Annotated in this window: 27 protein-coding genes; 8 read left to right on the forward strand and 19 right to left on the reverse strand. The window is 71.6% G+C overall.

Annotated features, from left to right (window positions below):
• Positions 1–2 precede the first annotated feature (2 nt).
• Together ACQEWB_RS10625 and ACQEWB_RS10630 are read left to right on the forward strand one after the other, a co-directional pair.
• The gene (locus tag ACQEWB_RS10625) at positions 3–2729 is read left to right on the forward strand and encodes an ABC transporter permease subunit (RefSeq protein ID WP_432829446.1); all 2727 of its coding nucleotides are present in this window, start codon (positions 3–5) and stop codon (positions 2727–2729) included.
• The gene (locus tag ACQEWB_RS10630) at positions 2726–3448 is read left to right on the forward strand and encodes an ATP-binding cassette domain-containing protein (protein ID WP_432829448.1); all 723 of its coding nucleotides are present in this window, start codon (positions 2726–2728) and stop codon (positions 3446–3448) included. The genes ACQEWB_RS10625 and ACQEWB_RS10630 overlap by 4 nt, the downstream gene beginning before the upstream one ends.
• On the opposite strand, the gene ACQEWB_RS10635 is transcribed toward ACQEWB_RS10630, so the two are convergent.
• Both ACQEWB_RS10635 and ACQEWB_RS10640 read right to left on the reverse strand, forming a co-directional pair.
• The gene (locus ACQEWB_RS10635) at positions 3348–3836 is read right to left on the reverse strand and encodes a transglycosylase family protein (RefSeq protein WP_432829450.1); all 489 of its coding nucleotides are present in this window, start codon (positions 3834–3836) and stop codon (positions 3348–3350) included. The two genes, ACQEWB_RS10630 and ACQEWB_RS10635, sit on opposite strands and share 101 nt — an antisense overlap.
• A 254-nt stretch (positions 3837–4090) precedes the next feature.
• Entirely contained in the window at positions 4091–4771 is a 681-nt protein-coding gene (locus ACQEWB_RS10640) for a transglycosylase family protein (RefSeq protein WP_432829452.1), read from the reverse strand.
• 505 nt (positions 4772–5276) lie between these two features.
• On the opposite strand from ACQEWB_RS10640, the gene ACQEWB_RS10645 reads away from it, so the two are divergent.
• Positions 5277–6059 (forward strand): hypothetical protein, encoded by a 783-nt coding sequence (locus ACQEWB_RS10645; protein ID WP_432829454.1) that lies wholly within the window; start codon positions 5277–5279, stop codon positions 6057–6059.
• Between the two features lie 61 nt (positions 6060–6120).
• Entirely contained in the window at positions 6121–6474 is a 354-nt protein-coding gene (locus tag ACQEWB_RS10650; RefSeq protein ID WP_432829456.1) for a hypothetical protein, read from the forward strand.
• 61 nt (positions 6475–6535) lie between these two features.
• Here ACQEWB_RS10650 and der read toward each other — a convergent pair whose 3' ends face one another.
• From der to aroH, 5 genes are all read right to left on the reverse strand, one after another.
• Positions 6536–8017 (reverse strand): ribosome biogenesis GTPase Der, encoded by a 1482-nt coding sequence (der, locus tag ACQEWB_RS10655; RefSeq protein ID WP_432829458.1) that lies wholly within the window; start codon positions 8015–8017, stop codon positions 6536–6538.
• Between the two features lie 80 nt (positions 8018–8097).
• Complete coding sequence (locus ACQEWB_RS10660; protein WP_432829460.1) at positions 8098–8799, reverse strand: lysophospholipid acyltransferase family protein; 702 nt, start codon at positions 8797–8799, stop codon at positions 8098–8100.
• A complete protein-coding gene (gene cmk, locus ACQEWB_RS10665) occupies positions 8757–9443 on the reverse strand; it encodes a (d)CMP kinase (protein ID WP_432829462.1) in 687 nt (228 codons plus the stop codon). The genes ACQEWB_RS10660 and cmk overlap by 43 nt, the downstream gene beginning before the upstream one ends.
• 110 nt (positions 9444–9553) lie before the next feature.
• Complete coding sequence (locus ACQEWB_RS10670; protein WP_432829464.1) at positions 9554–10639, reverse strand: prephenate dehydrogenase; 1086 nt, start codon at positions 10637–10639, stop codon at positions 9554–9556.
• Complete coding sequence (aroH, locus tag ACQEWB_RS10675) at positions 10636–10998, reverse strand: chorismate mutase (RefSeq protein ID WP_432829466.1); 363 nt, start codon at positions 10996–10998, stop codon at positions 10636–10638. The genes ACQEWB_RS10670 and aroH overlap by 4 nt, the downstream gene beginning before the upstream one ends.
• A 238-nt stretch (positions 10999–11236) precedes the next feature.
• Here aroH and ACQEWB_RS10680 point away from each other — a divergent pair, with 238 nt between their 5' ends.
• Genes ACQEWB_RS10680 through ACQEWB_RS10695 form a run of 4 tightly spaced genes read left to right on the forward strand, consistent with a single transcriptional unit; the run spans position 11237 to position 13676 of the window.
• The gene (locus ACQEWB_RS10680) at positions 11237–11896 is read left to right on the forward strand and encodes a hypothetical protein (RefSeq protein ID WP_432829468.1); all 660 of its coding nucleotides are present in this window, start codon (positions 11237–11239) and stop codon (positions 11894–11896) included.
• A gap of 22 nt (positions 11897–11918) precedes the next feature.
• A complete protein-coding gene (locus ACQEWB_RS10685) occupies positions 11919–12503 on the forward strand; it encodes a DUF6529 family protein (protein ID WP_432829470.1) in 585 nt (194 codons plus the stop codon).
• Entirely contained in the window at positions 12500–12910 is a 411-nt protein-coding gene (locus ACQEWB_RS10690) for a Rieske (2Fe-2S) protein (RefSeq protein ID WP_432829472.1), read from the forward strand. The genes ACQEWB_RS10685 and ACQEWB_RS10690 overlap by 4 nt, the downstream gene beginning before the upstream one ends.
• A 22-nt stretch (positions 12911–12932) precedes the next feature.
• Positions 12933–13676 carry a nucleotidyltransferase domain-containing protein gene (locus tag ACQEWB_RS10695; protein ID WP_432829474.1) on the forward strand — a complete coding sequence of 248 codons (744 nt, stop codon included), beginning with the start codon at positions 12933–12935 and terminating at the stop codon, positions 13674–13676.
• On the opposite strand, the gene ACQEWB_RS10700 is transcribed toward ACQEWB_RS10695, so the two are convergent.
• The 12 genes from ACQEWB_RS10700 to ald form a co-directional block, all read right to left on the reverse strand.
• Entirely contained in the window at positions 13602–14354 is a 753-nt protein-coding gene (locus ACQEWB_RS10700) for a nucleotidyltransferase domain-containing protein (RefSeq protein ID WP_432829476.1), read from the reverse strand. The two genes, ACQEWB_RS10695 and ACQEWB_RS10700, sit on opposite strands and share 75 nt — an antisense overlap.
• Positions 14355–14357: 3 nt before the next feature.
• The gene (locus ACQEWB_RS10705) at positions 14358–15380 is read right to left on the reverse strand and encodes an ADP-ribosylglycohydrolase family protein (RefSeq protein WP_432829478.1); all 1023 of its coding nucleotides are present in this window, start codon (positions 15378–15380) and stop codon (positions 14358–14360) included.
• Positions 15377–16093, reverse strand: coding sequence for an NUDIX domain-containing protein (locus ACQEWB_RS10710; RefSeq protein ID WP_432829480.1), 717 nt, complete (start codon positions 16091–16093; stop codon positions 15377–15379). Before ACQEWB_RS10710 ends, ACQEWB_RS10705 begins: the two co-directional genes overlap by 4 nt.
• A 63-nt stretch (positions 16094–16156) precedes the next feature.
• Entirely contained in the window at positions 16157–17575 is a 1419-nt protein-coding gene (locus tag ACQEWB_RS10715; RefSeq protein ID WP_432829482.1) for a DHA2 family efflux MFS transporter permease subunit, read from the reverse strand.
• A gap of 54 nt (positions 17576–17629) precedes the next feature.
• The gene (locus ACQEWB_RS10720) at positions 17630–18184 is read right to left on the reverse strand and encodes a TIGR03086 family metal-binding protein (protein WP_432829484.1); all 555 of its coding nucleotides are present in this window, start codon (positions 18182–18184) and stop codon (positions 17630–17632) included.
• Entirely contained in the window at positions 18181–19143 is a 963-nt protein-coding gene (locus tag ACQEWB_RS10725) for a sigma-70 family RNA polymerase sigma factor (RefSeq protein ID WP_432829486.1), read from the reverse strand. The genes ACQEWB_RS10720 and ACQEWB_RS10725 overlap by 4 nt, the downstream gene beginning before the upstream one ends.
• Positions 19144–19249: 106 nt before the next feature.
• The gene (locus ACQEWB_RS10730) at positions 19250–20371 is read right to left on the reverse strand and encodes a pseudouridine synthase (protein WP_432829488.1); all 1122 of its coding nucleotides are present in this window, start codon (positions 20369–20371) and stop codon (positions 19250–19252) included.
• The gene (gene scpB / locus ACQEWB_RS10735; RefSeq protein ID WP_432829490.1) at positions 20371–21024 is read right to left on the reverse strand and encodes an SMC-Scp complex subunit ScpB; all 654 of its coding nucleotides are present in this window, start codon (positions 21022–21024) and stop codon (positions 20371–20373) included. The genes ACQEWB_RS10730 and scpB overlap by 1 nt, the downstream gene beginning before the upstream one ends.
• A complete protein-coding gene (locus ACQEWB_RS10740; protein WP_432829492.1) occupies positions 21021–22025 on the reverse strand; it encodes a segregation and condensation protein A in 1005 nt (334 codons plus the stop codon). The genes scpB and ACQEWB_RS10740 overlap by 4 nt, the downstream gene beginning before the upstream one ends.
• A 19-nt stretch (positions 22026–22044) precedes the next feature.
• Positions 22045–22629, reverse strand: a complete 585-nt coding sequence (locus tag ACQEWB_RS10745; protein ID WP_432829494.1) for a hypothetical protein — start codon at positions 22627–22629, stop codon at positions 22045–22047.
• Positions 22614–23606, reverse strand: a complete 993-nt coding sequence (locus ACQEWB_RS10750; RefSeq protein ID WP_278196802.1) for a ParA family protein — start codon at positions 23604–23606, stop codon at positions 22614–22616. The genes ACQEWB_RS10745 and ACQEWB_RS10750 overlap by 16 nt, the downstream gene beginning before the upstream one ends.
• 551 nt (positions 23607–24157) lie before the next feature.
• Entirely contained in the window at positions 24158–25282 is a 1125-nt protein-coding gene (gene ald, locus ACQEWB_RS10755; protein ID WP_432829496.1) for an alanine dehydrogenase, read from the reverse strand.
• Positions 25283–25369 lie beyond the last annotated feature (87 nt).

Consider the following 25369-nt stretch of genomic DNA (forward strand, 5'->3'; position numbering starts at 1 on the left):
CGATGTCCTCCCTCACGTACGACCTCACCCTGGCCGGTCTCTCCGTCGGCAGCGCCGCCGCGCTCACCGGAATCGGCCTGATCGTGACGTACCGCGCGACCGGCGTGCTCAACTTCGCGCACGGCGCGATCGCCATGGTGTGCGCGTACGTGCTGCGGCAGTGCGTGGTCGAGTGGGGCTGGCCGCCGTGGCTCGCGGCAACGGTCACGCTCGTCCTCCTGGCCCCGGCGATCGGCGTCGCGCTGGAACGCTTCGTCTTCCGCCCCCTGGCCGTCCTGGGCAGCGATCCGGCGCAGACCCTGGTCGCGTCGATCGGGGTCTTCGTGCTCCTGGTCGGCGGGGCGGCGCTGCTCTGGGGCCAGGGCGCCCGGGACGACGCTCCGGAACTGGTGTCGGACGACCCCTGGGGCCAACTGACCGTCGTCCTCGTCTTGGCGGCCGGGGTCGGCATGGTCATCCGCTGGACGCGGTTCGGGCGGGAACTGCGGGCCGTGGTGGACGACCGCGGACTCGCCGTGCTCGGCGGGATCGACGCGGACCGGGTGGCCGCGGCCGGCTGGGCCTTCGGGTCGTTCACGGCGGGCCTGACGGGCGTGCTCCTGGCACCGTACGTACGCCTCGACCCGTACGGGCTCCCGCTGCTGGTCATGGAGGTCGTGGCGGTAGCGGTGGCCGCCCGCATGCGCAGCCTGCCGGTCGCCGTCCTCGTGGCCCTCGCCATCGGGGTCGCGCAGAGCCAGCTGACGCGCCTGCACCCGTCGGGCTGGGCCGAACCGTTGCTCCAGGCGGTGGGCGCCAACCTGTTCGTGGTGGCCCTCCTGGTGACGGCGCTGGCCCTCCCCCGCATCGGCACCCGGGACGCCCTGCCCCGCACGGCCACCGCGCGCGTCCCCACGCCCCCCGGCGCCTGGATCGTGGCGATCGTCCTCTTCCTCCTCCCCCTGGGCTTCGCGGGCTCCGACCTCCACACGTCGGTCCAGGTCCCGGCCCTCGGCGTGGTCCTCCTGTCCCTGGTCGTGGTGACGGGCCGCGGCGGCCAGATCTCCCTCGGCCAGGCGGCCTACGCGGGCCTGGGCGCCCTGTTCACGGCCCTCCTGGCGGCAGGCCGCTTCCCGGGCCTTCCCCGCCTCCCCGAACTCGCGGCCCTCGCCCTGGCGGTGATCCTGGTGGCCCCCCTGGGCCTCCTCACCGGCTGGCCGGCGATCAGCCGCCAGGGCCTGGCCCTGGCCCTCGCGACCTTCGCGGTCGGCGTCGGGGTGAGCCGCTTCGTCTTCGCCCAGCCGTACGCCACGTCGGGCCTGTCCCTGGACCGCCCGGCGGGCTTCGACGGAGACCACGCCTACTACGTCCTCGAACTGGCCCTGCTGACGGTCGCGTTGCTGGCCACCCGAGCCCTCCGCCGGGGCCGCACGGGCCGCGCGCTGGCCGCGATGCGGGACCACGAGGCAGGAGCGTCGGCGACCGGCGTCCGGGTCCCGTCCCTGAAACTACTGGCCTTCGTGGCGGGCGCCGCGCTGGCCGCCCTGGGCGGCGGAATGCTCGCGATGGGAGTACGAGCCTTCGACCCGAGCGCCTACGACCCCGTACGCAGCCTGCTGTGGTTCGCGGCGGTGGTGGTCCTGGGCGCGGACAGCACACTGGGAGCACTACTGGCGGCAGCCCTTCTGGTGGGCCTGGACGCGGGCGCGAGGGGCGGGGTGGCGGCGGCCCTGATCGGCGTACTGGCGGTACTGGTGGGCCGCTTCCCCGGGGGCCCGTACGAGGCGCTGCGCACGGCGGCGGGCCGACTGCGCCTGAGGAGAAGGGCCGAACTGACGGAGGTGGGGGCACGGGTGCGGGCGAGGCTGAGGCCGACGGAACCATCCGAGGCCACTGAACCCACAACCGCCCAAGCGCGAACCCGACCCGCAACCGCCCAAGCGCAAACCCGACCCGCAGCCGCCGACGGCGGGCCACACCCACCAGGGCCACCCGCACCCGACCACGAAAGCGTCACGGGTGGTGCGGGTGGGAAAACAAATCCGGCCGAAGGCCGGCCCGCCCTCACAGCCCACCACCTCCACGCCCGCTACAACGGCTTCACCGCCCTCGACGGAGTCGACCTCACCGTCCACCCCGCCCAGGTCACCGCCATCATCGGCCCCAACGGCGCAGGCAAGAGCACCCTCTTCCACTGCCTGGCCGGCACCCTCCGCCCCACCACCGGCCACATCCACTTCGCCGACCGCGACATCACCCACCTCCCCGCCCACGCCCGCACCCGCCTCGGCATCGCCCGCACCTTCCAGCAACTCTCCGTCTTCCCCACCCTCACAGTCGCCGATAACGTCCGGGTAGGCGCAGAACAAGGCCACATCCCCGACCCGGCAGCCGTAGAACGAACCCTCCGTCTCCTCAACCTCGACGGCCTGCGCAACGCCCCCGCCGCGGCCCTCCCCACCGGCACCCTCCGCCGCGTCGAACTCGCCAGAGCCCTCGCAGGCACCCCCCGCGTCCTTCTCCTCGACGAACCCGCAGCCGGCCTCGACAACGCCGAAGTCACCGCCATGGCCCGCATCCTGAAGGCCCTCGCGGCCGACGGCACCGCCCTCCTCGTCGTGGAACACGACCTCGACCTGGTGGCCGACCTGGCCGACGTGGTCCACGTCATGGCGGCCGGCCGCATCATCGCCTCCGGCCCACCGGACCACGTACTGGACACACTCGGCGCGAGAGAGCCCGCCCCATGACGGCCGCCACGACCATCTCCCTGCGCCACGCGCGCGTGCGCTACGGCCCCCTGGAGGCCCTGCACGGCGTCACGATCGCCGCCCCGGCCAAGGGCCTCACGGTCCTGCTGGGCCGTAACGGCTCAGGCCGTACGACGGCCCTGCGCGCCCTGGCCGGCACCGTGCCGCTGTCCGGCGGCGCCGTGGTGTGGGACGGCGCCGACGTGAGCCGTATGCCCGCATACGAACGAGCCCGCCGCGGCATCTGCATGGTCCCCGAACGCCAAGCCGTCTTCGGCTCGCTCACGGTCCACGAGAACCTCGAACTGGCCGCCCGGGACCACGACTTCGCCCTCCAGGCCTACCCCCAGCTCAAGCCCCTGCTCCCCCGCCGGGCCGGCACCCTCTCCGGCGGCGAGCAGCGCATGCTCGCCCTCTCCCGCGCCCTGCTGGCACGCGCGCGCGTGGTGCTCGTCGACGAACCGGCCCAGGGCATGTCGCCCGCGGTCGCGGCCCGCACGTACGAGCTGCTGAGCGGACTCGACGCGTGCGTGATCGTCGCCGAGCAGCGCCTGCCACCGGGCCTGCACGGCCGTACACCCGTCTTCGTGCACGAACTGCGGCGCGGGGCCGTCGTGTTCAGCGGAGAGGCGGGCGAGCTGGGGCGGCGGAGAGCGGCGGTCCGAACACCGCGGGGGCCCGGTGCGGCTCCCGGGCGCGGGCCGAGCCCTTCGGGATGAGCAGCAGCGTGCCCGGGTTCAGCCGGTCCGGGCGGCGGCCGATCATGTCCTTGTTGGCCCGGTAGAGCGCCCGCCAGCCGCCCTGGACGCCGTACTCGGCGGCGATGGATACCAGGGTGTCGCCGGACCGGACCGTGTACATGCGGCCCTTGAGCCGGTACCGCCGGGAACAGGACGGCCAGGCCTCCCAGCCCTGCACGGCGAGCACCTCGCGGGCGACGGCGATCTGCTGCTCACGGGTGGCGAGATCCGCGCGCGGGGCGTACTTCAGACCGCCGAACTCCTCCCAGGTGGACGGCCAGAACTGGAGCCCGCCGTAGAAGCCGTTGCCGGTGTCGACGTCCCACCGCCCGCTGCTCTCGCACTCGGCGATGCACCCCAGGGCCACTCGTCCCGCACGCAGTCGTAGGACACGCGCGCGAGGACCGGGCCCGGCACCGGCGGCGGTGGAGCCGCGTGCGCGGTTGCGGGGACCAGGGCCGTGAGGAGGGCTGCGGCGAGGACGATCGACGTGCGGAACATCGGCCCACGCTAAGCAGCCGATGCGGTACGGCCGTCCCGGCGCGTCCGGTGTGCCGAGGGGCCCCACCCGGTCGGACGACCGGACGGGGCCCCGTGCCCGGATCAGGGGGGGGAGCGCCCTTAGAGTTCGAGCTGCTGCCCGGGCACGATCAGGTCGGGATCGCCGCCGATGACCGCCTTGTTGGCCGCGTAGAGCTTCTGCCAGGTGGTGCCGTGCCGGGCGGCGATCTTGCTGAGCGTGTCGCCCGCGCGGACGGTGTAGTCGCCCCGGGAGGCCCCGCGGTTGGTGTGGCCCGTGGCGCGGGTGACCTTCTTTGTCTGCTTCTTGGACTGCTTCGCCGCCGGCTTGGCCGGGGCCGACTTGGTGGTCGCCGAGCCGCCGGTGGAGGCCGCGGGTGCGCTGCCGTACGCTCCGGCCCGTGCCGAACAGGTGGGCCAGGCGCCCCAACCCTGGGCGCGCTGGACCTTGGTGGCCACCGCGATCTGCGCTTCCCTGGAGGCCTTGTCGGCGGTCGGCGCGTAGGCCGAGCCGCCGTATGCGCGCCAGGTGCCGGCGGAGAACTGAAGTCCGCCGTAGTAGCCGTTTCCGGTGTTGATGTGCCAGTTGCCGCCGCTCTCGCACTGGGCGATGCGGTCCCACACTCCGCCGTCCGCCGCCACGGCGTTGCCGGTCGCGGCGAGCAGTCCGAGGGGGGCGGCGAGCAGCGCGGCCCCGGCGAGGACCGCCGTCGTACGATTCTGCGTCTTGCGAGCGTTGTCGTCACGAGCGCTGTTGCGGGTGGTATCGGCACATTCGGACATGAAGTTCCCTCTCGAACAACCCGGGGTCCCCCAGAGCGGGGCGCGTCTCCCACGCATCTGCGCGGTCCTCGCGCTCCGCCCCGTCCGCCGGAGGTCTTGCTGCTTGCTGGCTTGGTGCGGCCGACGGACGTTCCCGAGCGGTGCTCGTTGCACACGGCCGAGGAATCTAAGGAGCGGTGGGGCGGACGACAACCAACGGGCCGTCGCGGCAGGCCAGTTGACCGTTACCGGGGGTAGCGGTGATTTCCGGCCACCCACTTCATTCCGTGATTTCCCGATATTTCGACCAGCGCCCCCATCTGACTGTGACTCACTTCACGCAACCAACTCTCTTGCATTTCCAAGCAGTTGACGGTGAGTGACCAATTCCGTGCCCGAGGTGACGGTCTGGGCTGGATGGATTGATTCCGTTCGCCCTGGAGCGTGACTCTCGCCACAGATCGCCCGTTGTCTTCTTCATGAGCCCGGGACCCGCCCGGTTCACACTTCCCGAGGGGAGCCACCCGTGCCGCGCATGCTCGACGTCAGCGACGAGGTACGCGCCGAGATCGGCGACGAAGAAGCCGACCGGCTGCTCGCCGGAGAGAACGCCCCCGGCAGCTACGACTGCACGTCCTGCCGCACCCCGGGCGACTCCGGACAGGAGCGCACCAGCACCGTCCTGTTCATCGGCGACGAGACCGCCGTCCTGGCCTTCGCCCACGCCACCTGCCTGCCCTCACAGGTCGTCCAGGTCACCGAGGAGCAGCTCCAGGGGGCCGTCCGTTCGATCTCCGGAGACACCGTGGACCTCGACCCCGACAAGGTCGTACCCGAGCAGGCGGTGCTCGGCGTGACCAGCGGACTGGTCCTGATCGCCGGGGAGTTGCACCCGGCGCTGGTGGTCGAGCCGACCGGCCCGATCGTCCGTCCCGGCGCGACGGGACTCGGCGACGACTTCCTGCCGCTGCTGATCGAGCAGGGGTTCATGCCGCTCCCGGAGATCACCGAGGTGCCGCCGGTGCTGCACGGCTGGTCGGTACTGCTCGCCGTCGGCCAGCTGCACGCGGTGCTGCAGCCGAACGCCAACGGCGGCCAGCCGGTCGCCTGGTGGCAGGCGCACCAGCCGCTCCAGGTCACCGAGAGCTGGCGGGCTGCCGCCAACAAGCACCAGCAGGTGCTGATGTTCGCGGCGCCGGTGGGGTCCATCGGGCGCCAGCCGCGCGAGGACCTGCTGCGCGGCGCGCTCGACAAGGCGGCCGCGAACGGGAAGTTGGTCGCCGCGGCGATGCCTCTCGCGGGGACCTGAGGAAGACAACGGGGAGCGTCGCGAACCGCATCTCTTCAGGTGCGGGGTCGTTTGGACATACGTGCACGCATACGACGTTCCCCTCCGCCCCTCCTTCCAGAGTGGGCCATCGGCCACGCCGATCTACGACGCGCTCTACGCCGAGTACGTCAAGTCCTTCCGCACGCTGCCGGGTGACCGCAGCGGCGAGGAGGAGCTGGGCTTCACCGCCTTCGGGAGCATTCCGCACGGCGCGGGGGCATTCGGCGGACACCGGCCGGGCTCGTTCAGCAGCTCCTACAGTGCGTACAGCGCGGGGGCCTACAGCGCCCGGCAGCAGTCGCAGTGGCAGCGGATCGGGCACATCGGGCCGCAGCCCACGGGCATGCACCATGTGCCGGCGGCCCTGCCACCCGGCTCGCGCAGAGGCATCTGAGGCGTCCCGGACGTCAGCAGAGGGCGGCCCCGCACCGGGGCCGCCCTCTCGCTGTCCGCGCCTACTTCTTCTTGTTGCCGCGCTTCTCGCGCACCCGCACCGAGATGTGGATCGGCGTGCCCTCGAAGCCGAACTCCTCGCGCAGCCGGCGCTCGATGAAGCGGCGGTAGCCCGCCTCGATGAAGCCGGAGGCGAAGAGCACGAACCGCGGGGGCTTGGTGCCGGCCTGGGTGCCGAAGAGGATGCGGGGCTGCTTGCCGCCGCGGATCGGGTGCGGGTGGGCGGCGACGAGTTCGCCGAGGAAGGCGTTCAGCCGGCCCGTCGGAACCCGGGTCTCCCAGCCCGCCAGCGCGGTCTCGATCGCCGGGACCAGCTTCTCCATGTGCCGGCCGGTGCGCGCCGAGACGTTGACCCGCGGCGCCCACGCCACCTGGCCGAACTCGGTCTCGATCTCCCGCTCCAGGTAGTAGCGGCGCTCCTCGTCGAGGGTGTCCCACTTGTTGTACGCGATGACCAGCGCACGCCCGGCGTCGACGGCCATCGTCACGATCCGCTGGTCCTGCACCGAGATGGACTCGGAGGCGTCGATCAGGATGACCGCGACCTCGGCCTTCTCGACGGCTGCCGCGGTGCGCAGCGAGGCGTAGTAGTCGGCGCCCTGCTGGAGGTGGACGCGCTTGCGGATGCCGGCGGTGTCGACGAACTTCCAGGTGACGCCGCCGAGTTCGATCAGCTCGTCGACCGGGTCGCGGGTGGTGCCCGCCATCTCGTTGACGACGACGCGCTCCTCGTTCGCCACCTTGTTGAGGAGGGAGGACTTGCCGACGTTCGGGCGGCCGATGAGCGCGATACGACGCGGGCCGCCGATCCCGGCGGCGCCGAAGGTCTGCTCGGGGGCGTCCGGCAGGGCCTCCAGGACGGCGTCGAGCATGTCGCCGGTGCCGCGGCCGTGCAGCGCGGAGACAGGGTGCGGCTCGCCGAGGCCGAGGGACCACAGGTAGGCCGCGTCCGCCTCGCCGCTCTGCCCGTCCACCTTGTTGGCGGCCAGCACGACCGGCTTCCCGGCCTTGCGCAGCAGTCGTACGACCGCCTCGTCGGTGTCGGTCGCGCCGACCTTGGCGTCGACCACGAAGACGACGGCGTCGGCGGCCTCGATCGCGTACTCGGCCTGGGCGGCCACGGAGGCGTCGATGCCGAGGACGTCCTGCTCCCAGCCGCCGGTGTCGACGACCTTGAAGCGGCGGCCCGACCACTCGGCCTCGTAGGTCACCCGGTCGCGGGTGACACCGGGCTTGTCCTCCACGACGGCCTCGCGGCGCCCGATGATCCGGTTCACGAGGGTCGACTTGCCGACGTTCGGCCGCCCGACGACGGCGAGCACGGGCAGCGGCCCATGACCGGCCGCCTCGATGGCCCCCTCGACGTCCTCGAGATCGAAGCCCTCTTCCGCGGCGAGCTCCATGAACTCCGCGTACTCGGCATCGCCAAGCGCTCCGTGGTCGTGCTCTGCGCCCGAGCCGTCGGAGTGGATGTGGTCGTTCATGAAGTCCGTACCTCGTCGTTCATTCGTGGTGATCGGTGGACCACCCGGTTTCTCCCGGTTGATCCACTACTTAGTGTCGCCTAGCGCCCGGTGAGGCGCCTGGCGTTTTCCAGGTGGCCGGTGAGCTGTTTCTGGATGCGCTCGGTCGCCTCGTCGAGGGCCTTGCGGGTACGCCGTCCGCTTCCGTCGCCCGCCTCGAAGGGGTCGCCGAAGACGACGTCGATACGGCTGCGCAGCGGAGGCAGCCCCTTTATCAACCGTCCGGCCCGCTCGGAACTTCCCAGGACGGCGACCGGCACGACCTGCGCACCGCTGCGGACCGCGAAGTAGGCGAGCCCGGCGCGCAGCGCGGCGAAGTCGCCCTCGCCGCGGGTGCCCTCGGGGAAGATCCCGAGGACGCCGCCGGCCGCGAGGACGTCCAGCGCCCGGGTGATGGCCGTACGGTCGGCGCCCGACCGGTCCACCTTGACCTGGCCGATGCCCGTCAGGAAGGGGTCGAGCGGGCCGATGAACGCTTCCTTCTTGATCAGGAAGTGCGTCGGCCGGGGCGCCACGCCCATGACCATCGGGCCGTCGATGTTGTGGGAGTGGTTGACGGCGAAGATCACCGGGCCGGTCGCGGGCACCTTCCAGGCGCCCAGCACACGCGGCTTCCACAGCCCGTACATCAGGCCGACGCCGATCCGGCGCCCGACCTCGGCACCCCGCTCGGACGCGGGCTTCGCTGACGTGGCCTCGGTCACTTCCCGGCCCGCTTCTCCTCGACGAGCGTGACGACGCACTCGATGACCTGCGCGAGGGTGAGCTCGGTGGTGTCCACCTCGACCGCGTCGTCCGCCTTGGCGAGCGGCGAGGTCTTGCGGGAGGAGTCGGCCGCGTCCCGCTTGATCAGCGCCTCACGGGTGGCGTTGACGTCGGCACCCGCCAGCTCACCGCTGCGGCGGGCCGCACGGGCCTCCGCGGAGGCGGTGAGGAAGATCTTCAGGTCGGCGTCGGGCAGCACGGTCGTACCGATGTCACGCCCCTCGACGACGATGCCCTTCTCGGCCGCGGCCGCGATCGAGCGCTGCAGCTCGGTGATCCGGGCCCGCACCTCGGGCACCGCGCTCACGGCGCTGACCTTGGAGGTGACCTCCTGGGTGCGGATCGGGGCGGCCACGTCGGTGCCGTCGACGGTGATCGTCGGGTTCTCCGGGTCGGTGCCGGAGACGATCTCCGGCTTGCCGGCCACGGCGGCGATCGCGGTCGGGTCCTCGATGTCGATCCCGTTGGCCACCATCCACCAGGTGATCGCCCGGTACTGCGCACCGGTGTCCAGGTAGCTCAGGCCGAGCTGCGCGGCCACGGCCTTCGACGTGCTCGACTTGCCCGTGCCGGAGGGACCGTCGATGGCGACGATCACGGACTGGGCGGCGCCGTTTTCCACGTGGGGACACCTTCCTGGTGCGGTGTGGCGAGTGGTGGTGGGCGCGAAAGCGCCCCGCACAAGGTTACTGGCTTCCCGGGTCCCCTCTTACAGGCGGATGATCGGGAGGATCACTGCCGGATGGACCAGCCCCGCTCGCGGAGCGCCGCGGTCAGCACCGGCGCCGACTGCGGCTCCACCATCAGCTGGATCAGACCGGCCTGCTGCCCGGTCGCGTGCTCGATGCGTACGTCCTCGATGTTGACCCCGGCCCGGCCGGCGTCCGCGAAGATACGGGCCAGCTGGCCCGGCTCGTCGCTGATCAGGACGGTCACGGCCTCGTACACCCGCGGCGCGGACCCGTGCTTGCCGGGCACCCGGACCTGCCCGGCGTTCCCGCGCCGCAGCACGTCCTCGATCCCGGCGACGCCCTCGCCCCGCTTGGCCTCGTCGGAGGACTGAAGGGACCGCAGCGCCTCGACCGTCTCCTCCAGGTCGGCGGCGACGTCGGAGAGCAGGTCGGCGACCGGCCCGGGGTTCGCGGAGAGGATGTCGATCCACATCCGGGGGTCGGAGGCGGCGATCCGGGTCACGTCCCGGATGCCCTGACCGCACAGCCGTACGGCCGCCTCCTCGGCCTTCTCCAGGCGCGCGGCGACCATGCTGGAGACCAGGTGGGGCATGTGGGAGACCAGGGCGACCGCGCGGTCGTGGGCGTCGGCGTCCATGACGACCGGCACGGCACGGCAGTGCGAGACCAGCTCCAGAGCGAGGTTGAGGACCTCGGTGTCGGTGTCACGAGTGGGCGTGAGCACCCAGGGCCGGCCCTCGAAGAGGTCGCCGGTCGCGGCCAGCGGGCCGGACTTCTCGCGGCCGGACATGGGGTGGGTGCCGATGTACGCGGACAGGTCGAGGCCGAGGGCCTCCAGCTCGCGGCGCGGGCCGCCCTTGACGCTGGCCACGTCGATGTAGCCGCGGGCCAGGCCCCGGCCCATGGCGTCGGCGAGGACCGCCGCCACGTGCGCGGGCGGGGCGGCGACGATCGCGAGGTCGACCGGGCCCTCGGGCGCCTCGTCCGTGCCGGCGCCCAGCGCGGCCGCGGTACGGGCCTGCTCGGGGTCGTGGTCGGTGAGGTGGACGACGACGCCCCGCTGGGAGAGGGCGAGCGCGGCGGACGTACCGATGAGGCCGGTGCCGATGACGAGTGCGGTTCTCACTGGGCGATGTCCTTGCGCAGGGCGGCCGCGGCGCCGAGGTAGACGTGCGCGATGTCGGCGCGGGGCTTGTCGGACTCGATGTGCGCGAGGATCCGGACGACCCGGGGCATGGCGCCCTCGATGTCCAGCTCCTGGGCGCAGATCAGCGGCACGTCGACGATGCCGAGCTTGCGGGCGGCGGCCGCCGGGAAGTCGCTGTGCAGGTCGGGCGTGGCCGTGAACCAGATGCTGATCAGGTCGTCGCAGGTCAGCCCGTTCCGCTCCAGGACGGCGGTGAGCAGGGCGCCGACCTGCTCGTCCATGTGTCCGGCCTCGTCCCGTTCCAGTTGGACGGCTCCCCGGACCGCTCGTACCGCCACGGCTCTGCTCCTTGCTCACGACTGCTCACGGATCGGCTCTTCGCCCGTCCAGCGTAGTCAGCGACGCGCGGGCGGGTGCGCGCCGCCCGCCCGCTGAGACATGTCGCCGGGATCTTGCCAATGTCACCGAATCGCCCCAATTTCGCTACTTGGCGTGGGCCGCCCCCGTGCGCCTCTTTACTCCGGGGCCGCCGGTCCGCTCTCATGGCAGGAAACTCGCCTCGGGGGAGGCCCTTACATGAAGCGTCCTGGACCGCTGCTGACTCTGCTCGCGGGACTGCTGCTCGGCCTGTTCATGCTGTCGCTCAACGCGACCACGGGGACGAAGACGGCCTCGTCCTCGTACCAGGAGGAGTCGCCGACGCCCAAGTCGTCACCGGCTCCCACGAAGACCACCGCGCCACCGAGCCCGTCGCCGTCGCCGACGGCCACGCACACCGGCGTCTACACCGGCCGGACCGACGACGACTCCTCGGCGGTCGCCGTCTCGCTGAAGGGCGGCAAGGCGATCGCGTACTTCTGCGACGGCCACAACATCGAGTCCTGGCTGCAGGGCGACGTCAAAGCCGACGGCACCATGCGGCTCACCGGCAAGGACGGCGCGAAGCTGACCGGCACGGTGAAGGAGGACAAGCGGATCAGCGGCTCGGCCGACGTCGGCGGCGGGCACTACGCCTTCACCATCGACCGGGCGAAGAAACCGTCGGGACTGTTCCGGGCGAACAGCCAGGTGGCCGGCGCCCGGATCGAGGGCGGCTGGATCATCCTGCCGAACGGCAAGCAGGTCGGCATCCTCACCCGCGACGGGAAACCATCCGCCGCGCCCGCCATCGACCCGGACACGGGCGCGGTGACGGTCGACGGAGAGCAGCTCACGGCACGTCCCGTAACTCCTTGACCCTTCTGACCAGGGAGCCGACATGAGTGTCGATCCGAACGCCGCCACCCAGAGTTTCCCGCCGCCGGAACCGGCTCGCCGCCCGCCGAGCCCGGCCCGCTATCTCGTCCCGGCCCTGGTCGCCGCCGCGGTGGCCGTCGGCCTGGGCGTGTACGGCAAGGTCCACGACCCGGCCGGCACCGCCTTCAACATCGCCGGGTTCAGCAGCACCGGCGCGGTGAAGTCGTGGCTGGCGACGACCGCGTTCTTCTTCGCGCTCGTCCAGCTGGTCAGCGCGTTCATGGTGTACGGCAAGCTGCCGGGCCCGCGCTGGGCGTCGAAGCTGCACCGCTGGTCGGGCCGGATCGCGTTCCTGGTGGCCGTCCCGGTCGCCGTGCACTGCCTGTACGCGCTGGGCTATCAGACGTACGAAACGCGCGTTTTGCTCCACTCGATCCTGGGTTGCTTCTTCTTCGGTGCCTTCAGTGCCAAGATGCTGCTGCTCCGCTCGCAGCGGCTGCCCGGCTGGCTGCTGCCGCTCGTCGGCGGGCTGGTCTTCACCGTCCTCACGCTCATCTGGCTGACCTCGGCCCTCTGGTTCTTCCGTACGTTCGGAGTGACGACATGACCCACCGCTCGACGCGGCGCACGGTTCTCCTCGCGACGGGCGCGTCGGCGCTCGCCGCGGGCTGTAGCAAGTACGGGGACAACAGCGACTCCGGATCCTCGTCGGTGCAAGCCTCCGGAGGCCAGGAGCTGGCGAAGACCTCCGACATCCCGGTGGGCGGCGGAAAGATCTTCAAGGACGAGAAGGTCGTCGTCACCCAGCCGAAGAAGGACGAGTTCAAGGCCTTCTCGGCGATCTGCACGCACCAGGGCTGCACGGTGAGCGCCGTGGCGGACGGCACCATCAACTGCCCCTGCCACGGCAGCAAGTACCGCATCGCCGACGGTTCGGTGGCGGGCGGCCCGGCGCCGAAGCCGCTGCCCGCGGAGCAGATCAAGGTGGAGGGAAATTCGATCAAGCTGGCGTGAGGTACCGCGTACGCTCCCGTCCATGCAGCCCGAGACCCTGGTACGCGACCACACGATCTACGCCTGTGTGATGGGTTCGCGCGCCTTCGGCCTCGCGACGGACGGGAGCGACACCGACCGCCGGGGCGTCTACCTGGCGCCCACCGCCCTGTTCTGGCGCTTCGAGAAGCCGCCGACGCACGTGGAGGGGCCGGCCGAGGAGCAGTTCGGCTGGGAGCTGGAGCGCTTCTGCGAGCTGGCCCTGCGCGCCAACCCGAACATCCTGGAGTGCCTGCACTCCCCGCTCGTGGAGCACGTCACCGACACCGGCCGCGAACTCCTCGCCCTGCGCGGGGCGTTCCTCTCCCGCCGGACCCACGAGACCTTCACGCGCTACGCGCTCGGCCAGCGCAAGAAGCTGGAGTCCGACGTCCGCACCCACGGCGCCCCGCGCTGGAAACACGCGATGCACCTGCTGCGCCTCCTGACGACCGCCGCCGACCTGCTCCGCACGGGCACGCTCACGATCGACGTGGGAGACCGCCGCGAGCCGCTGCTGGCGGTGAAGCGCGGCGAGGTCTCCTGGCCCGAGGTCGAGTCGTGGATGAACCGCCTGGCCACGGAGGCCGACGAGGCCCTCGCTCGCAGCCCGCTCCCGGAGAGCCCGGACCACCGCCGGGTCGAGGACTTCCTGGTCCGCGTCCGCCGCGCGTCAGCGCTCCAGCCGGATCCTTACGACGAAGTCGTGGAGCGCGTCGTGGACGGCGGGGGCGTCGGGCAGCGCTGAGGCGGCCTGCGCCTCGTCCAGCACGCCGTGCAGCCGCTCGACATCGGCCTGCACGCGCGCGTGGTCGACATCGGCGCCCCCGTGCTCCCGTTCGGCCTTCGCGGTGATCAGCTCCGGCAGATACCCGGGAGCCTCGCCGACCTCGCCGAGCAGCGTGGGCAGATGGGCCTGCACCTCACCACTGCGCATGAGATGTACGCCGGTCAGCAGCACCCGGAAGGTGTAGAGCAGCGGCTTGAGTTCGCCGGTCTTCTCGAACAGCCGCCACTGGGTGGTCGCGAACCCCCGGTAGTGGTGAGCGTGGTGACTGGTCAGGACGCCCGGCGCGAGCGCGGCCAGTTCCCGGTGCGCGTCCGTCGTATGCACGACCAGGGGCGAGAGCAGCTGCTCCAGCACATAGCCGTTACGGCGCAGCATGAGCCGTACGAACTTGCGCAGGTCGTGGGTGACGAGGTCCATCTCGACGCCGTCCCGGTCCCACATGCGGGAGCGGGTCTCGTCCGGCTCGCGCAGGCCGACGAGGGCGGCCGTGGGCAGCAGGTGCACGCCCCGCAGGTCCACGTCCGAGTCGCGGGAGGGGAAGCCGTAGAGGTGCGCGCCGGAGACGGTCGCGAACAGCACCGGGTCGGGCTGTTCGGCGACCACCGGCGCCAGGTCGATGTCCAGGGCGTCGATCATCCGTCAAGCGTCCCAGAGGGCTCCCAGGGTCAGCAGGTCGCCCCGGTACTCGATGCGGTCCACCCACTCCGTCGGCCAGGCGTCAGCGCCCAGCCACGCGCCCGCGAAGGCCCCCGTGAGACAGGCGATGGAGTCGGAGTCGCCGGAGGTGCAGGCGGCGCGGCGGATGGCCGTGACCGGTTCGTCGGGGAACAGCAGGAAGCACAACAGGCCGGTGGCGAGGGCCTCTTCGGCGATCCAGCCCGCGCCGGTGGCCAGGCAGGGGTCGGTCTCCGGGTCGACCGACTGCACGGCGTCCCGGAGGCGGGCGAGGATCTCCAGGCACTCGTCCCAGCCGCGGGCGATGAAGTGCTCGGGCGTGGGGTCCTGGCTGCGGGTCCACAGATCGCCGAGCCAGCGCTGGTGGTACTGGCTGCGGTTGTCGTGCGCGTACAGCTGCAGCAGGTCGACGAGTTCGGCCGGCTGGGTGCCCTGTGCGAGCAGGCGTACGGCACGTGCCGTGAGGTCGGAGGCGGCCAGTGCCGTGGGATGCCCGTGGGTGAGCGCGGACTGCAACTGGGCGGCGCCCGCGCGCTGTTCGTCGCTCAGACCGGGAGCGAGCCCGACCGGCGCGACCCGCATGTTGGCACCGCAGCCCTTGGAGCCGATCTGGCTGGCGTCCTGCCAAGGACGGCCCTCGTCCTTGAGCAGGTTGCAGGCTCGCAGGCAGGTGTTCCCGGGCGCCCGGTTGTTCTGCGGGGACTGATACCAGTCCACGAACTCCTCGCGCACCGGCCGCTCCAGCCTTGTCGGCGTCAGCACACCCCGGTCCATCGCCGTCCGCACGCCCCGCCCGAGGGCCAGCGTCATCTGCGTGTCGTCGCTGACGATCGCGGGCTCCGGCAGCCGCATCTGCCGCCATGGCCCGCACTTGGCGAGGATCGACGGCACGTCGTTGAATTCGGTCGGGAAACCGAGCGCGTCCCCGAGGGCGAGCCCGGCCAACGCCCCGGTGGCGGCGCGCTTGTCGACGATCGTGATGGTCATACGGTGTTTCCTTCCCGGTTCGGCCGGAACAATGGCGGCTGGAGGGTGGCGGCGGTGCCCGCGCGATACAGCGCGGCCGGTTTGCCGCGGCCGCCGGTCAACCGGGCGCCCCCCGGCACCGGTTCGACGAATCCGGGCGTGGCGAGCACTTTGCGGCGGAAGTTGGGCCGGTCGAGGGCGGTGCCCCAGACCGTCTCGTAGACGTGCTGGAGCTCGCCGAGCGTGAACTCGGGCGGGCAGAAGGCGGTGGCGAGGCAGGTGTACTCGAGCTTGGCGCCGACGCGTTCGCGGGCGTCGGCGAGGATCCGGTCGTGGTCGAAGGCGAGCGACAGTGCTATGTCACATACCACCCAGCGCGCGTCCGCCGCGTCACTCCCTCCGTGCGGCTCCGGCGCGTCCGGCAGCAGCGCCGCGAACGCGACGGACACGACTCGCATACGGGGGTCACGGCCGGGCTCGCTGTAGGTCCGCAGCTGCTCCAGGTGCAGTCCGGTGACGTCCGCGAGCCCGGTCTCCTCGGCGAGCTCCCGCCGGGCGGCGGTCTCGGCGGACTCGTCCGGCTCCACGAAGCCACCGGGCAGCGCCCAGCGACCGGCGTACGGCTCCTGACCGCGCTCCACCAGCAGGACGTGCAGGGCGCCGTCGCGGACGGTGAGCACGGCGAGGTCGACGGTGACGGCGAAGGGCTCGTACGCGTACTTGTCGTACTCCACACCCACCCTCTTAATAGTCAACACGACTATAAAGAGGGTGGGTGTGGCGGCACAACCCCTACGTCACAACTCCGTTGCCCTGGACGGCGCGAACGCCGCCACGAGGGCCCCGACCCCCGCGGCCCCCGCCGACACCCACAGCGCCGGTGCGCAGCCGTCCAGGAAGGACGCGGGTGAGCCGTAGCCGCCGTACTGCGTGAACACCAGGGCGGCGACGGCGACTCCGAAGACACCGCCGAGTTCGCGCAGGGCGTTGTTGACGCCGGCCGCGACGCCCGCGTCGCCGAGGGGGACGGCGGAGGTCACGGCGTTGGCGACGCTCGGGAAGACCATGGAGATGCCGATGCCGGCGATGATCAGCGGGAGGACCAACTGGTCGTAGCCGACGCCGGGTTCGACCTGCCGGGCGAGCAGGGCGAGGCCCGTGCCCTGGAGGAGCAGGCCGGCCAGCATGAAGAGCCGGGTGCCGAAGCGGTCCGCGAGGGCGCCCGCGACCGGCGCGATCAGCAGCGGCATGCCGGTCCAGACGAGGATGCGCACGCCGGCCTCCAGCGGGGAGTAGCCGAGCCCGGTCTGGAAGAGCTGCGTGATCATGAAGAGGGCGCCGAGCAGGGAGCCGAAGAGGAGGAACGCGACCGCGTTGGCGGCGGAGAAGCCGCGGTTGCGGAAGTGCCCGAGCGGCAGCATCGGATAGCGGGCGCCCCGGCGCTCCCAGACGAGGAAGGCCGCCGTGAACACGATCCCCGCGGCCAGCGCGGACAGCACCTCGGCGCTCCCCCAGCCCACCTGGGGCGCCCGGACCGGCGCCCAGGCCAGTCCGGTCAGCCCGGCGGCGGCCAGCACCAGCCCGACGAGGTCGAGTTGGGGCCGGGTGCCGTAACTCTCGTGGAGCTTGGTGGCTGCGAAGGGCAGCATCGCGAGGCCGATCGGGACGTTCAGCCAGAAGATCCACTGCCAGGACAGGCCCTCGGTGACGGCTCCGCCGAGCACGGGTCCGGCGGCCACGCCGAGGCCGGTCACCCCGCCCCAGACACCGATGGCGACGCCCCGCTTCTCGGCCGGGAACGCCTCGCTGATCAGGGTGAGGGTGAGCGGGAGGAGTACGGCCGCCCCGGCGCCCTGCACCACGCGTGCACCGATGAGCTGGCCCGGGCCGCCCGCCAGCGCGGAGGTCACGGAGCCGAGGGTGAAGACGGCGAGCCCGACGACGTACATCCGCCGCCGCCCGAAGCGGTCGCCGAGTGCGGCGCCGGTCAGGGTGAGGCAGGCGAAGACCAGGTTGTAGGCGTTGATCGTCCACTCCAGGTCCGACAGGCTCGCCCCGAAATCGGCCCGCAGCGCGGGCAGCGCGGTCGACACGACCACCACGTCGAGGGAGCACAGGAGGGCGCCGAGGCCGGCCAGGAGCACGGTCCAGACGCGTCGGGTCGGGGGCGGTTCGGCGGGTGTCTTCGGTACGGAGACACTCAGTGTGTCGGTCATGACGGGGATTCCTTCCATGAGCTCTTGAGGTCGCTCACGGAAGGCAGACCACGCTCACCCCGGAAAGGAATCGCGCCGCCCGAGGAAGGCCAGCAGCCGCGCGTCGGGCCCCGCGGACGGCGGCACGGCGACCGGTGCGGCGAACCGCACGCCCCGGTCCTCGGTCGCCACCACGCACCGCGCCACGGGCAGCAGGTCGGCCGCCAGCCCGGGGGGTATGGGCCGGGGCCGCCCGCACGCCTGCGCCACGTCCCAACCGTGGACGGTGATCTCCACGGCCCCCACGGCCGCCATCACCCGCACGTCCAGCGGCAGTTCACCCACGAGCACCCGCTCCCCCGGTCCGGCCGCCCAGGCGCCGAGCACGGCGCACGCGCGCGTGCGGAACGCGCACGCGAGATCGGCACCCGGGTGCCCCGGAACCAGCCCGATCCGCCCGCCCGTGAGCCCCTCGTGCAGGGCGTCCAGCGAGTCGTCGAGATGCCCGAGCAGCTCGCCCAGGTCCCACTCCCCGCACGGCGTGCCCCGCTCCAGCCCGTCCGGCGCCACCTCGGCGACGCTCCCCAGCGCGTAGGCGAGCGAACGCTCCAGCAGCTCCCCGGCGTTCACCCGAGCACCCTGGGGAACCCGAAGCGCTCGACCTGGTCGAGGTCGATGAAGGCGGTGATGCGGGCCACCGTGCCGCCCGCCACGGTGAGCACCTGCACCGAGTGCGCCCGCAGTACGCCGTCCACCCCGCGCACGTACATGACGACGGCGGGCTGTCCGTTCGCGCGCGTGGGCAGCATCCGGTAGCGGCCCTCGCCGTGTCCGCGCGAGCGCAGGAACAGCAGGACGTCCTTCTGGCCGCTGAACCACTCCAGGTTGGGCGGCATCTCCAGTTCGACGCCGTCCTGGAGGAGGTCGAGCAGGGCGTCCATGTCGGCGTGTTCGAAGGCGGCCATGTACCGGTCGAGCACCTCGCGGTCGGCCGCGCCGTCGGGTTCCACGACGAGGTCCTCGTCCGGGGCGACCTCGTCGAGCCGGGCACGCGCGCGTTGGAGGCTGCTCTTGACGGCCGCCGTCGACGTCCCGAGCAGCGACGCGACCTCGGGCGCCCGCCATGCCAGGACGTCCCGCAGGATGAGCACCGCCCGCTGCCGCGCGGGCAGGTGCTGGAGCGCGGCGACCAGCGCGAGCCGCAGGCTGCCCCGGGCGGCCACCACGGTCGCCGGGTCGACGAGCGCGTCGGGCAGCGGCTGGAGCCACGGAACATCCGTCACAGGGCCCCTCAGAGGCTCCTCGGGCGCCTGTGACGGCCCCCCGAGCCCCGCGGGCAGCGGACGCCGCGCGCGGCCCTCCAGAGCCGTCAGACACGTGTTGGTGGCGATCCGGTGCAGCCAGGTCCGCAGCGACGCGCGTCCCTCGTAGCCGTCGTAGGACCGCCAGGCCCGCAGATACGTCTCCTGCACCAGGTCCTCGGCCTCGTCGACCGAGCCCAGCATCCGGTAGCAGTGCGCCAGCAGCTCCCGCCGGTACGGGTCCGTCAGCCGTACGAACTCGTCGCGGTCCGTCGTCGTCGCGGGCATGGCCATTCCTCTCGCCGGTCATCAGTACAGACCGGCGGCGGACCGAAAACGAATCGGCCGGCCCCGGAGAGAATCCGGAACCGGCCGTTCACAGCACCCGTGGTGTCTACAGGTCGACTTCCTGCATCAGCATGCCGACCTCGGTGTTCGACAGCCGCCGCAGCCAGCCCGACTTCTGGTCGCCCAGGGTGATCGGGCCGAAGGCGACCCGCACCAGCTTGTCGACCGGGAAGCCGGCCTCCGCCAGCATGCGCCGGACGATGTGCTTGCGGCCCTCGTGCAGGGTGACCTCGACGAGGTAGTTCTTGCCGGTCTGCTCGACGACCCGGAAGTGGTCCGCACGCGCGTACCCGTCGTCCAACTGGATGCCGTCCTTGAGCTTCTTGCCCAGGTCGCGCGGGATCGGGCCCACGATGTGCGCGAGGTAGACCTTCTTCACGCCGTACTTGGGGTGGGTCAGCCGGTGGGCCAGCTCGCCGTGGTTGGTGAGCAGGATGACGCCCTCGGTCTCGGTGTCGAGCCGGCCGACGTGGAAGAGCCGCGTCTCCCGGTTGGTGACGTAGTCGCCGAGGCACTGCCGGCCCTCGTTGTCCTCCATGGTGGAGACGACACCGGCGGGCTTGTTCAGCGAGAAGAACTGGTACGACTGGGTCGCGACCGTCAGGCCGTCGACCTTGACCTCGTCCTTCTCCGGGTCGACCCGCTTGCCCTGCTCCAGGACGATCTCGCCGTTGACCTCGACCCTGGCCTGCTCGATGAGCTCCTCGCAGGCGCGCCGGGAGCCATAGCCGGCGCGGGCGAGGATCTTCTGGAGCCGCTCGCCCTCCTGCTCGGCGCCCGGGAAGGTCTTGGGGAGCTTGACGTCCTTCTTGCCGGCGTACCGCTCCCGGTTGCGCTCCTCGGCGCGGGCGTCGTACTCACGGGAGGTCGCGGGCGCCCAGCGCCCCCGCCCGGTGCCCGGGGACTGCTTCGGGCCGCCCTTGGCCCCGCCGCGCGCCGAAGCGCCGCGCCCGGACTTGGGGCCCTCCGGGGAGGCGCCGGGGCCCACGTCGTAGCGCCGCTCCTCCGGGCGGGGCTTCTTCGGCCGGCCGCCCTGCTTGTCATCGCGGTCGTTGCCGGCGCCACGGTAGTTTCCGCGGCCCCCGCTGCTCCCGCCGCGGCCGCCGCTGTTGCCACCACGGCTCCCGCCGTTGTTTCCGCTGCTGTTCCTGCCGCTGCTGCTTCGCATCAAATTTCCGTCTTGTCGTCTGCGTCTTCCGAATCCGGAGCGTCCGGATCGAACGACGGGACCCCTTCCAGTGTCTCGGCCTCGATCGCCTCCGCCTCCGGGAGGAAGGGCGCGAGCTCCGGGAGTTCGTCCAGGCCGCGCAGGCCCATCCGCTCCAGGAAGTAGTTCGTCGTCGTGTACAGGATCGCACCTGTTTCAGGTTCCGTGCCCGCCTCCTGGACCAGACCACGCTGGAGCAGGGTCCGCATGACCCCGTCACAGTTGACTCCGCGTACGGCCGAGACACGGCTGCGGCTCACCGGCTGGCGGTAGGCGACGACGGCGAGGGTCTCCAGCGCCGCCTGGGTGAGCCGGGCCGTCTGGCCGTCCAGGACGAGCCGCTCGACGGCGGGCGCGTACTCGGCGCGGCTGTAGAAGCGCCAGCCGCCGGCGATCAGCCGCAGCTCGAATCCGCGCCCCTGCACGGTGTACTCGTCGGCCAGCGCCCGCAGCGCGTCCGCGATCTGCCGCTTGGGCCGCTCCAGGATCTTCGCCAGGTGCTCGACGGTCGCGGGCTCGTCGACGACCATGAGGACGGCCTCCAGGGCCGGCTTGAGGTCGAGGTCGGCGACGCCGCGGAGCCCTGCCGGGAGTTCCTCGGTCTCCTCGGTCATGGTTTCTTCTCCTCCTTGGGCACCTCGGGCGGCCGGTCGAACTCGTCCGTCACCGTGGGCGTCTCCTCGCCCTCCCCGCCGGTCCACCGCACGATCAGCTCGCCGAGCGCGGTCTCCTGGTCGAGCGCGACGGCCTTCTCCCGGTACAGCTCAAGCAGCGCCAGGAACCGCGCCACGACGGTGAGCGTGTCGTCGGTGTCCTCGACGAGGTCCCGGAAGCTGGCCTCCCCGAGCTCCCGCAGCCTGGCGACCACGATCCCGGCCTGCTCCTGCACGCTGACCAGCGGGGCGTGGATGTGGTCGACGTACACCTGCGGCTTGGGCCTGGGCTGCATCGCCTTGACGGCGAGCTTGGCGAAGCCCTCGGGGCCGATGCTGATGACGACCTCGGGCAGCAGCTCGGCGTGGTGCGGTTCGAGTCCGACGGTACGGGGGTAGCGCCGGGCCTCCTCGTCGAGGCGGGCGTTGAAGATGTCGGCGATCTGCTTGTACGCGCGGTACTGGAGCAGCCGCGCGAAGAGCAGGTCCCGCGCCTCCAGCAGGGCCAGGTCGGCCTCGTCCTCGACCTCGGCGGAGGGCAGCAGCCGGGCGGCCTTGAGGTCGAGCAGGGTGGCGGCGACGACCAGGAACTCGGTCGTCTGGTCCAGGTCCCAGTCCGGGCCCATCGCCCGGATGTGCCCCATGAACTCGTCGGTCACCTTGGACAGCGCGACCTCGGTGACGTCCAGCTTGTGCTTGGAGATCAGCTGGAGGAGCAGGTCGAAGGGGCCCTCGAAGTTGGCGAGGCGGACCTTGAAGACGCCGTCGTCGGGCTCGTCGGGTCCGCCCGGTTCCTCGGGTTCCGGTACGACGACCGGAGGTTCTTCGACGGGCGGCTCCTCCACCGGAGCCGCCGGTTCGACCGTTGCGACCGTTTCGGCCTCCGGCGCGGCCGCTCCCCTGCCCAGCGCACGCCGACGGCCGGCTGCTGGGCCGGGGGCGGGAACGTCGTTCGAGGTCATGGCCCCCGCAGGCTACCGCCTACCGCCCGCGCAGCCGGCGTACCAGAATGCTCGCGTCCCCGCGGGACTCCAGATCCGCCAGGACCACGGCGACCGCCTCACGCACTATCCGCCCGCGGTCGACGGCCAGCCCGTGCTCGCCGCGGAGCACCAGGCGGGCGTGCTCCAGGTCCATCAGCTCCTCGGCGGACACGTACACGGTGATCTTCTCGTCGTGCCGCTCCCGCCCGCTGGGGCGCCGGTTGGCGGCCCGGCCGCGCTTGCCGCGCGGCTGGGCGTTCGGGTCGGCCTGGGCAGAACCTTCCTGCGCCTCCGGACGCCGACCGGAGCGCTCCGCGGCCGCGGCCCGGCTGCGGGACTCGCCCGCGTCGGCCGCGTCCGGCTCCGCCGCCACATGCTCCGCGCCCTCGCCGTCGCCGCCCTGCGCGGGCACCGACTGCGGCGCGTCCTCCGACGCGTTCGCGGCCGGGTCGCTCTCCCCGGCGGGCGCGGGCACACGGGCTTCGCCGTTGGCCCCCCGCCGCGGAGTGGACGGCTGGAGCGCCATTCCCCCTGTCGTACGGAAGAGTTCGTCGGCCCCCGGCAGACTCACTCGGCGTGACACCGGGCGAGCACCTCCCTGGCGAGCTGGCGGTAGGCGGCGGCGCCGACGGAGTTGGAGGCGTACGTGGTGATCGGCTCGCCGGCGACCGTGGTCTCCGGGAAGCGGACCGTGCGTCCGATGACCGTGTGGTAGACGTGGTCGTCGAACGCCTCGACCACACGGGCCAGGACCTCGCGGCTGTGGACCGTGCGCGAGTCGTACATCGTGGCCAGGATCCCGTCGAGCTCCAGCTCCGGGTTGAGCCGCTCCTGGACCTTCTCGATGGTCTCCGTCAACAGGGCGACACCGCGCAGCGCGAAGAACTCGCACTCCAGAGGCACTATCACCTTGTGCGCGGCCGTCAGGGCGTTGACCGTGAGCAGGCCGAGCGAGGGCTGACAGTCGATCACGATGTAGTCGTAGTCGGCCATCAGCGGCTTCAGGGCCCGCTGGAGCGTCGACTCGCGCGCGACCTCGGAGACCAGCTGGACCTCGGCGGCGGACAGGTCGATGTTGCTGGGCAGCAGGTCCATGTTCGGGACCGCCGTCTTCAGGAGCACCTCGTCGGCCGCCATGCCCCGCTCCATGAGCAGGTTGTAGACCGTGAGGTCGAGCTCCATCGGGTTGACACCGAGGCCCACCGACAGCGCGCCCTGCGGGTCGAAGTCCACGAGCAGCACGCGCCGGCCGTACTCCGCGAGCGCGGCACCCAGGTTGATGGTCGACGTGGTCTTGCCCACGCCGCCCTTCTGGTTGCACATCGCGATGATCTTCGCGGGGCCGTGGTCGGTCAGCGGGCCCGGGATCGGGAAGTACGGCAGCGGGCGCCCGGTCGGGCCGATGCGCTCGCGGCGCTGCCGGGCAGCGTCGGGCGCGAGGGTGGCCGCGTACTCGGGGTCGGGCTCGTACTCTGCGTCGGGGTCGTAGAAGTGCCCTTCGGGCAGTTCGTCGTAGTCGGCGAAGTGGTTGTGGGGCGCGCCACTTCCGTCGCCGGCCATGGCGTTCACGTGATGGCCATCCATGCTCTTGTGTGCTGTCCGGATCACCTGCGGACCCGGGCTCTGTCGGGCTGCGAAGGTGCGCACAGCAACGGAGCCGACAGCCTCGAACCCCGCGGGACCCTGGTCCCCTACCGGCGTTCCTGGTTGACCACCCCCGGGAGAAAATGTCGACTCATTCACAAGTCGTCTTACCTCCTTGGTGACCAGGAAACTTCTAGACAGGTCGGCGTGGCACCATGCCGACGGTTGGCGACTCTATGGCGTGTCGGGCGTCCGCAGCAACACAATCCGCCGGACCCGGCAGGATGTGTCGGCAATGAAACATCCCTCTGTCAAGGGCGTACGGCCGTCGCACGGCAGGTTTCACCGGTGCGCGAATCGACCAAAGGGTTACGTTCGAGGCGAGTTGACCGAGCGTCGCAAAGTGACCATACACACATCCGGCCGGACCTTGTGGGCAAGGTCCGGCCGCATGTGCGTGGTTGACGCGCCTTGTTGACGTATCGCCTTTACGAAAAGGTGACTTAGCAGTTCGGCGAGGTCGGGGCTCAGCCCAGCAGGGTCTCGAGCTCCACGTGCTCCAGGCCGTGCGCCTCCGCGACCTCGCGGTAAACGACCTTGCCGTCATGCGTGTTGAGGCCCTTGGCGAGCGCGGCGTCGCGGCGCAGCGCCTCGACCCAGCCGCGGTTGGCGAGCTCGACGATGTACGGGAGCGTCGCGTTGGTGAGCGCGTAGGTGGAGGTGTTGGGCACCGCGCCGGGCATGTTGGCGACGCAGTAGAAGACCGAGTCGTGGACCTGGAAGGTCGGCTCGGCGTGAGTGGTCGGACGGGAGTCCTCGAAGCAGCCGCCCTGGTCGATGGCGATGTCGACAAGGACACTTCCGGGCTTCATGCGCGACACGAGCTCGTTGGTGACCAGCTTCGGGGCCTTGGCGCCCGGGATGAGCACCGCGCCGATGACGAGGTCGGCGTCCAGGACGGCCTTCTCCAGCTCGAAGGCGTTGGACATGATCGCCCGGACCTTGGTGCCGAAGACCTTGTCGGCCTCGCGGAGCTTGTTGATGTCGCGGTCGAGCAGCGTGACGTGGAAGCCCATGCCGACGGCGATCTGGGTGGCGTTCCAGCCGGAGACACCGCCGCCGATGACGACGGCGCGCGCGGGCTGGGTGCCGGGGACGCCGCCGGGCAGGACACCGCGGCCGCCGACCGAGCGCATCAGGTGGTAGGCGCCGACCTGCGGGGCGAGGCGGCCCGCGACCTCGGACATCGGGGCGAGCAGCGGGAGCGCGCGGGAGGGCAGCTCGACGGTCTCGTATGCGATCGCGGTGGTGCCGGACTCGATGAGCGCGTCGGTGCACTCCTTGGAGGCGGCCAGGTGCAGGTAGGTGAAGAGCGTCTGGTCCTTGCGGAGCCGGTGGTACTCCTCGGCGATGGGCTCCTTGACCTTCAGCAGCAGGTCGGCGGTGGCCCACACCTCGTCGGCGGTCTCCAGGATCTTCGCGCCCGCCGCCACGTACTCCGCGTCCGTGATCGACGAGCCGGCACCGGCGTTGCGCTCGATGACGACCTGATGACCGTTGCGCACCAGCTCGTGCACACCGGCGGGGGTGATGGCCACCCGGAACTCGTTGTTCTTGACCTCGCGGGGGATGCCGACCTTCACGTCGATCACGGTCCTTGGCTCAGAGGGTATGGGGCGATACAGGGGGCAATACAACACATACCCGGCCATGCATGAGCACACCAGGATGCACCGCAG

It is taken from the genome of Streptomyces sp. CA-249302 (assembly GCF_050936785.1).
Lineage (GTDB): Bacteria > Actinomycetota > Actinomycetes > Streptomycetales > Streptomycetaceae > Streptomyces.

Coding starts and splice junctions, on each gene's coding strand:
- ACQEWB_RS10625 (WP_432829446.1), top strand. CDS start 3: ATGTCCTCCCTCACGTACGACCTCACCCTGGCCGGTCTCTCCGTCGGC.
- ACQEWB_RS10630 (WP_432829448.1), top strand. CDS start 2,726: ATGACGGCCGCCACGACCATCTCCCTGCGCCACGCGCGCGTGCGCTAC.
- ACQEWB_RS10640 (WP_432829452.1), bottom strand. CDS start 4,771: ATGTCCGAATGTGCCGATACCACCCGCAACAGCGCTCGTGACGACAAC.
- der (WP_432829458.1), bottom strand. CDS start 8,017: ATGAACGACCACATCCACTCCGACGGCTCGGGCGCAGAGCACGACCAC.
- ACQEWB_RS10680 (WP_432829468.1), top strand. CDS start 11,237: ATGAAGCGTCCTGGACCGCTGCTGACTCTGCTCGCGGGACTGCTGCTC.
- ACQEWB_RS10685 (WP_432829470.1), top strand. CDS start 11,919: ATGAGTGTCGATCCGAACGCCGCCACCCAGAGTTTCCCGCCGCCGGAA.
- ACQEWB_RS10690 (WP_432829472.1), top strand. CDS start 12,500: ATGACCCACCGCTCGACGCGGCGCACGGTTCTCCTCGCGACGGGCGCG.
- ACQEWB_RS10695 (WP_432829474.1), top strand. CDS start 12,933: ATGCAGCCCGAGACCCTGGTACGCGACCACACGATCTACGCCTGTGTG.
- ACQEWB_RS10700 (WP_432829476.1), bottom strand. CDS start 14,354: ATGATCGACGCCCTGGACATCGACCTGGCGCCGGTGGTCGCCGAACAG.
- ACQEWB_RS10705 (WP_432829478.1), bottom strand. CDS start 15,380: ATGACCATCACGATCGTCGACAAGCGCGCCGCCACCGGGGCGTTGGCC.
- ACQEWB_RS10715 (WP_432829482.1), bottom strand. CDS start 17,575: ATGACCGACACACTGAGTGTCTCCGTACCGAAGACACCCGCCGAACCG.
- ACQEWB_RS10725 (WP_432829486.1), bottom strand. CDS start 19,143: ATGCCCGCGACGACGACGGACCGCGACGAGTTCGTACGGCTGACGGAC.
- ACQEWB_RS10730 (WP_432829488.1), bottom strand. CDS start 20,371: ATGCGAAGCAGCAGCGGCAGGAACAGCAGCGGAAACAACGGCGGGAGC.
- scpB (WP_432829490.1), bottom strand. CDS start 21,024: ATGACCGAGGAGACCGAGGAACTCCCGGCAGGGCTCCGCGGCGTCGCC.
- ACQEWB_RS10740 (WP_432829492.1), bottom strand. CDS start 22,025: ATGACCTCGAACGACGTTCCCGCCCCCGGCCCAGCAGCCGGCCGTCGG.
- ACQEWB_RS10750 (WP_278196802.1), bottom strand. CDS start 23,606: ATGGCCGGCGACGGAAGTGGCGCGCCCCACAACCACTTCGCCGACTAC.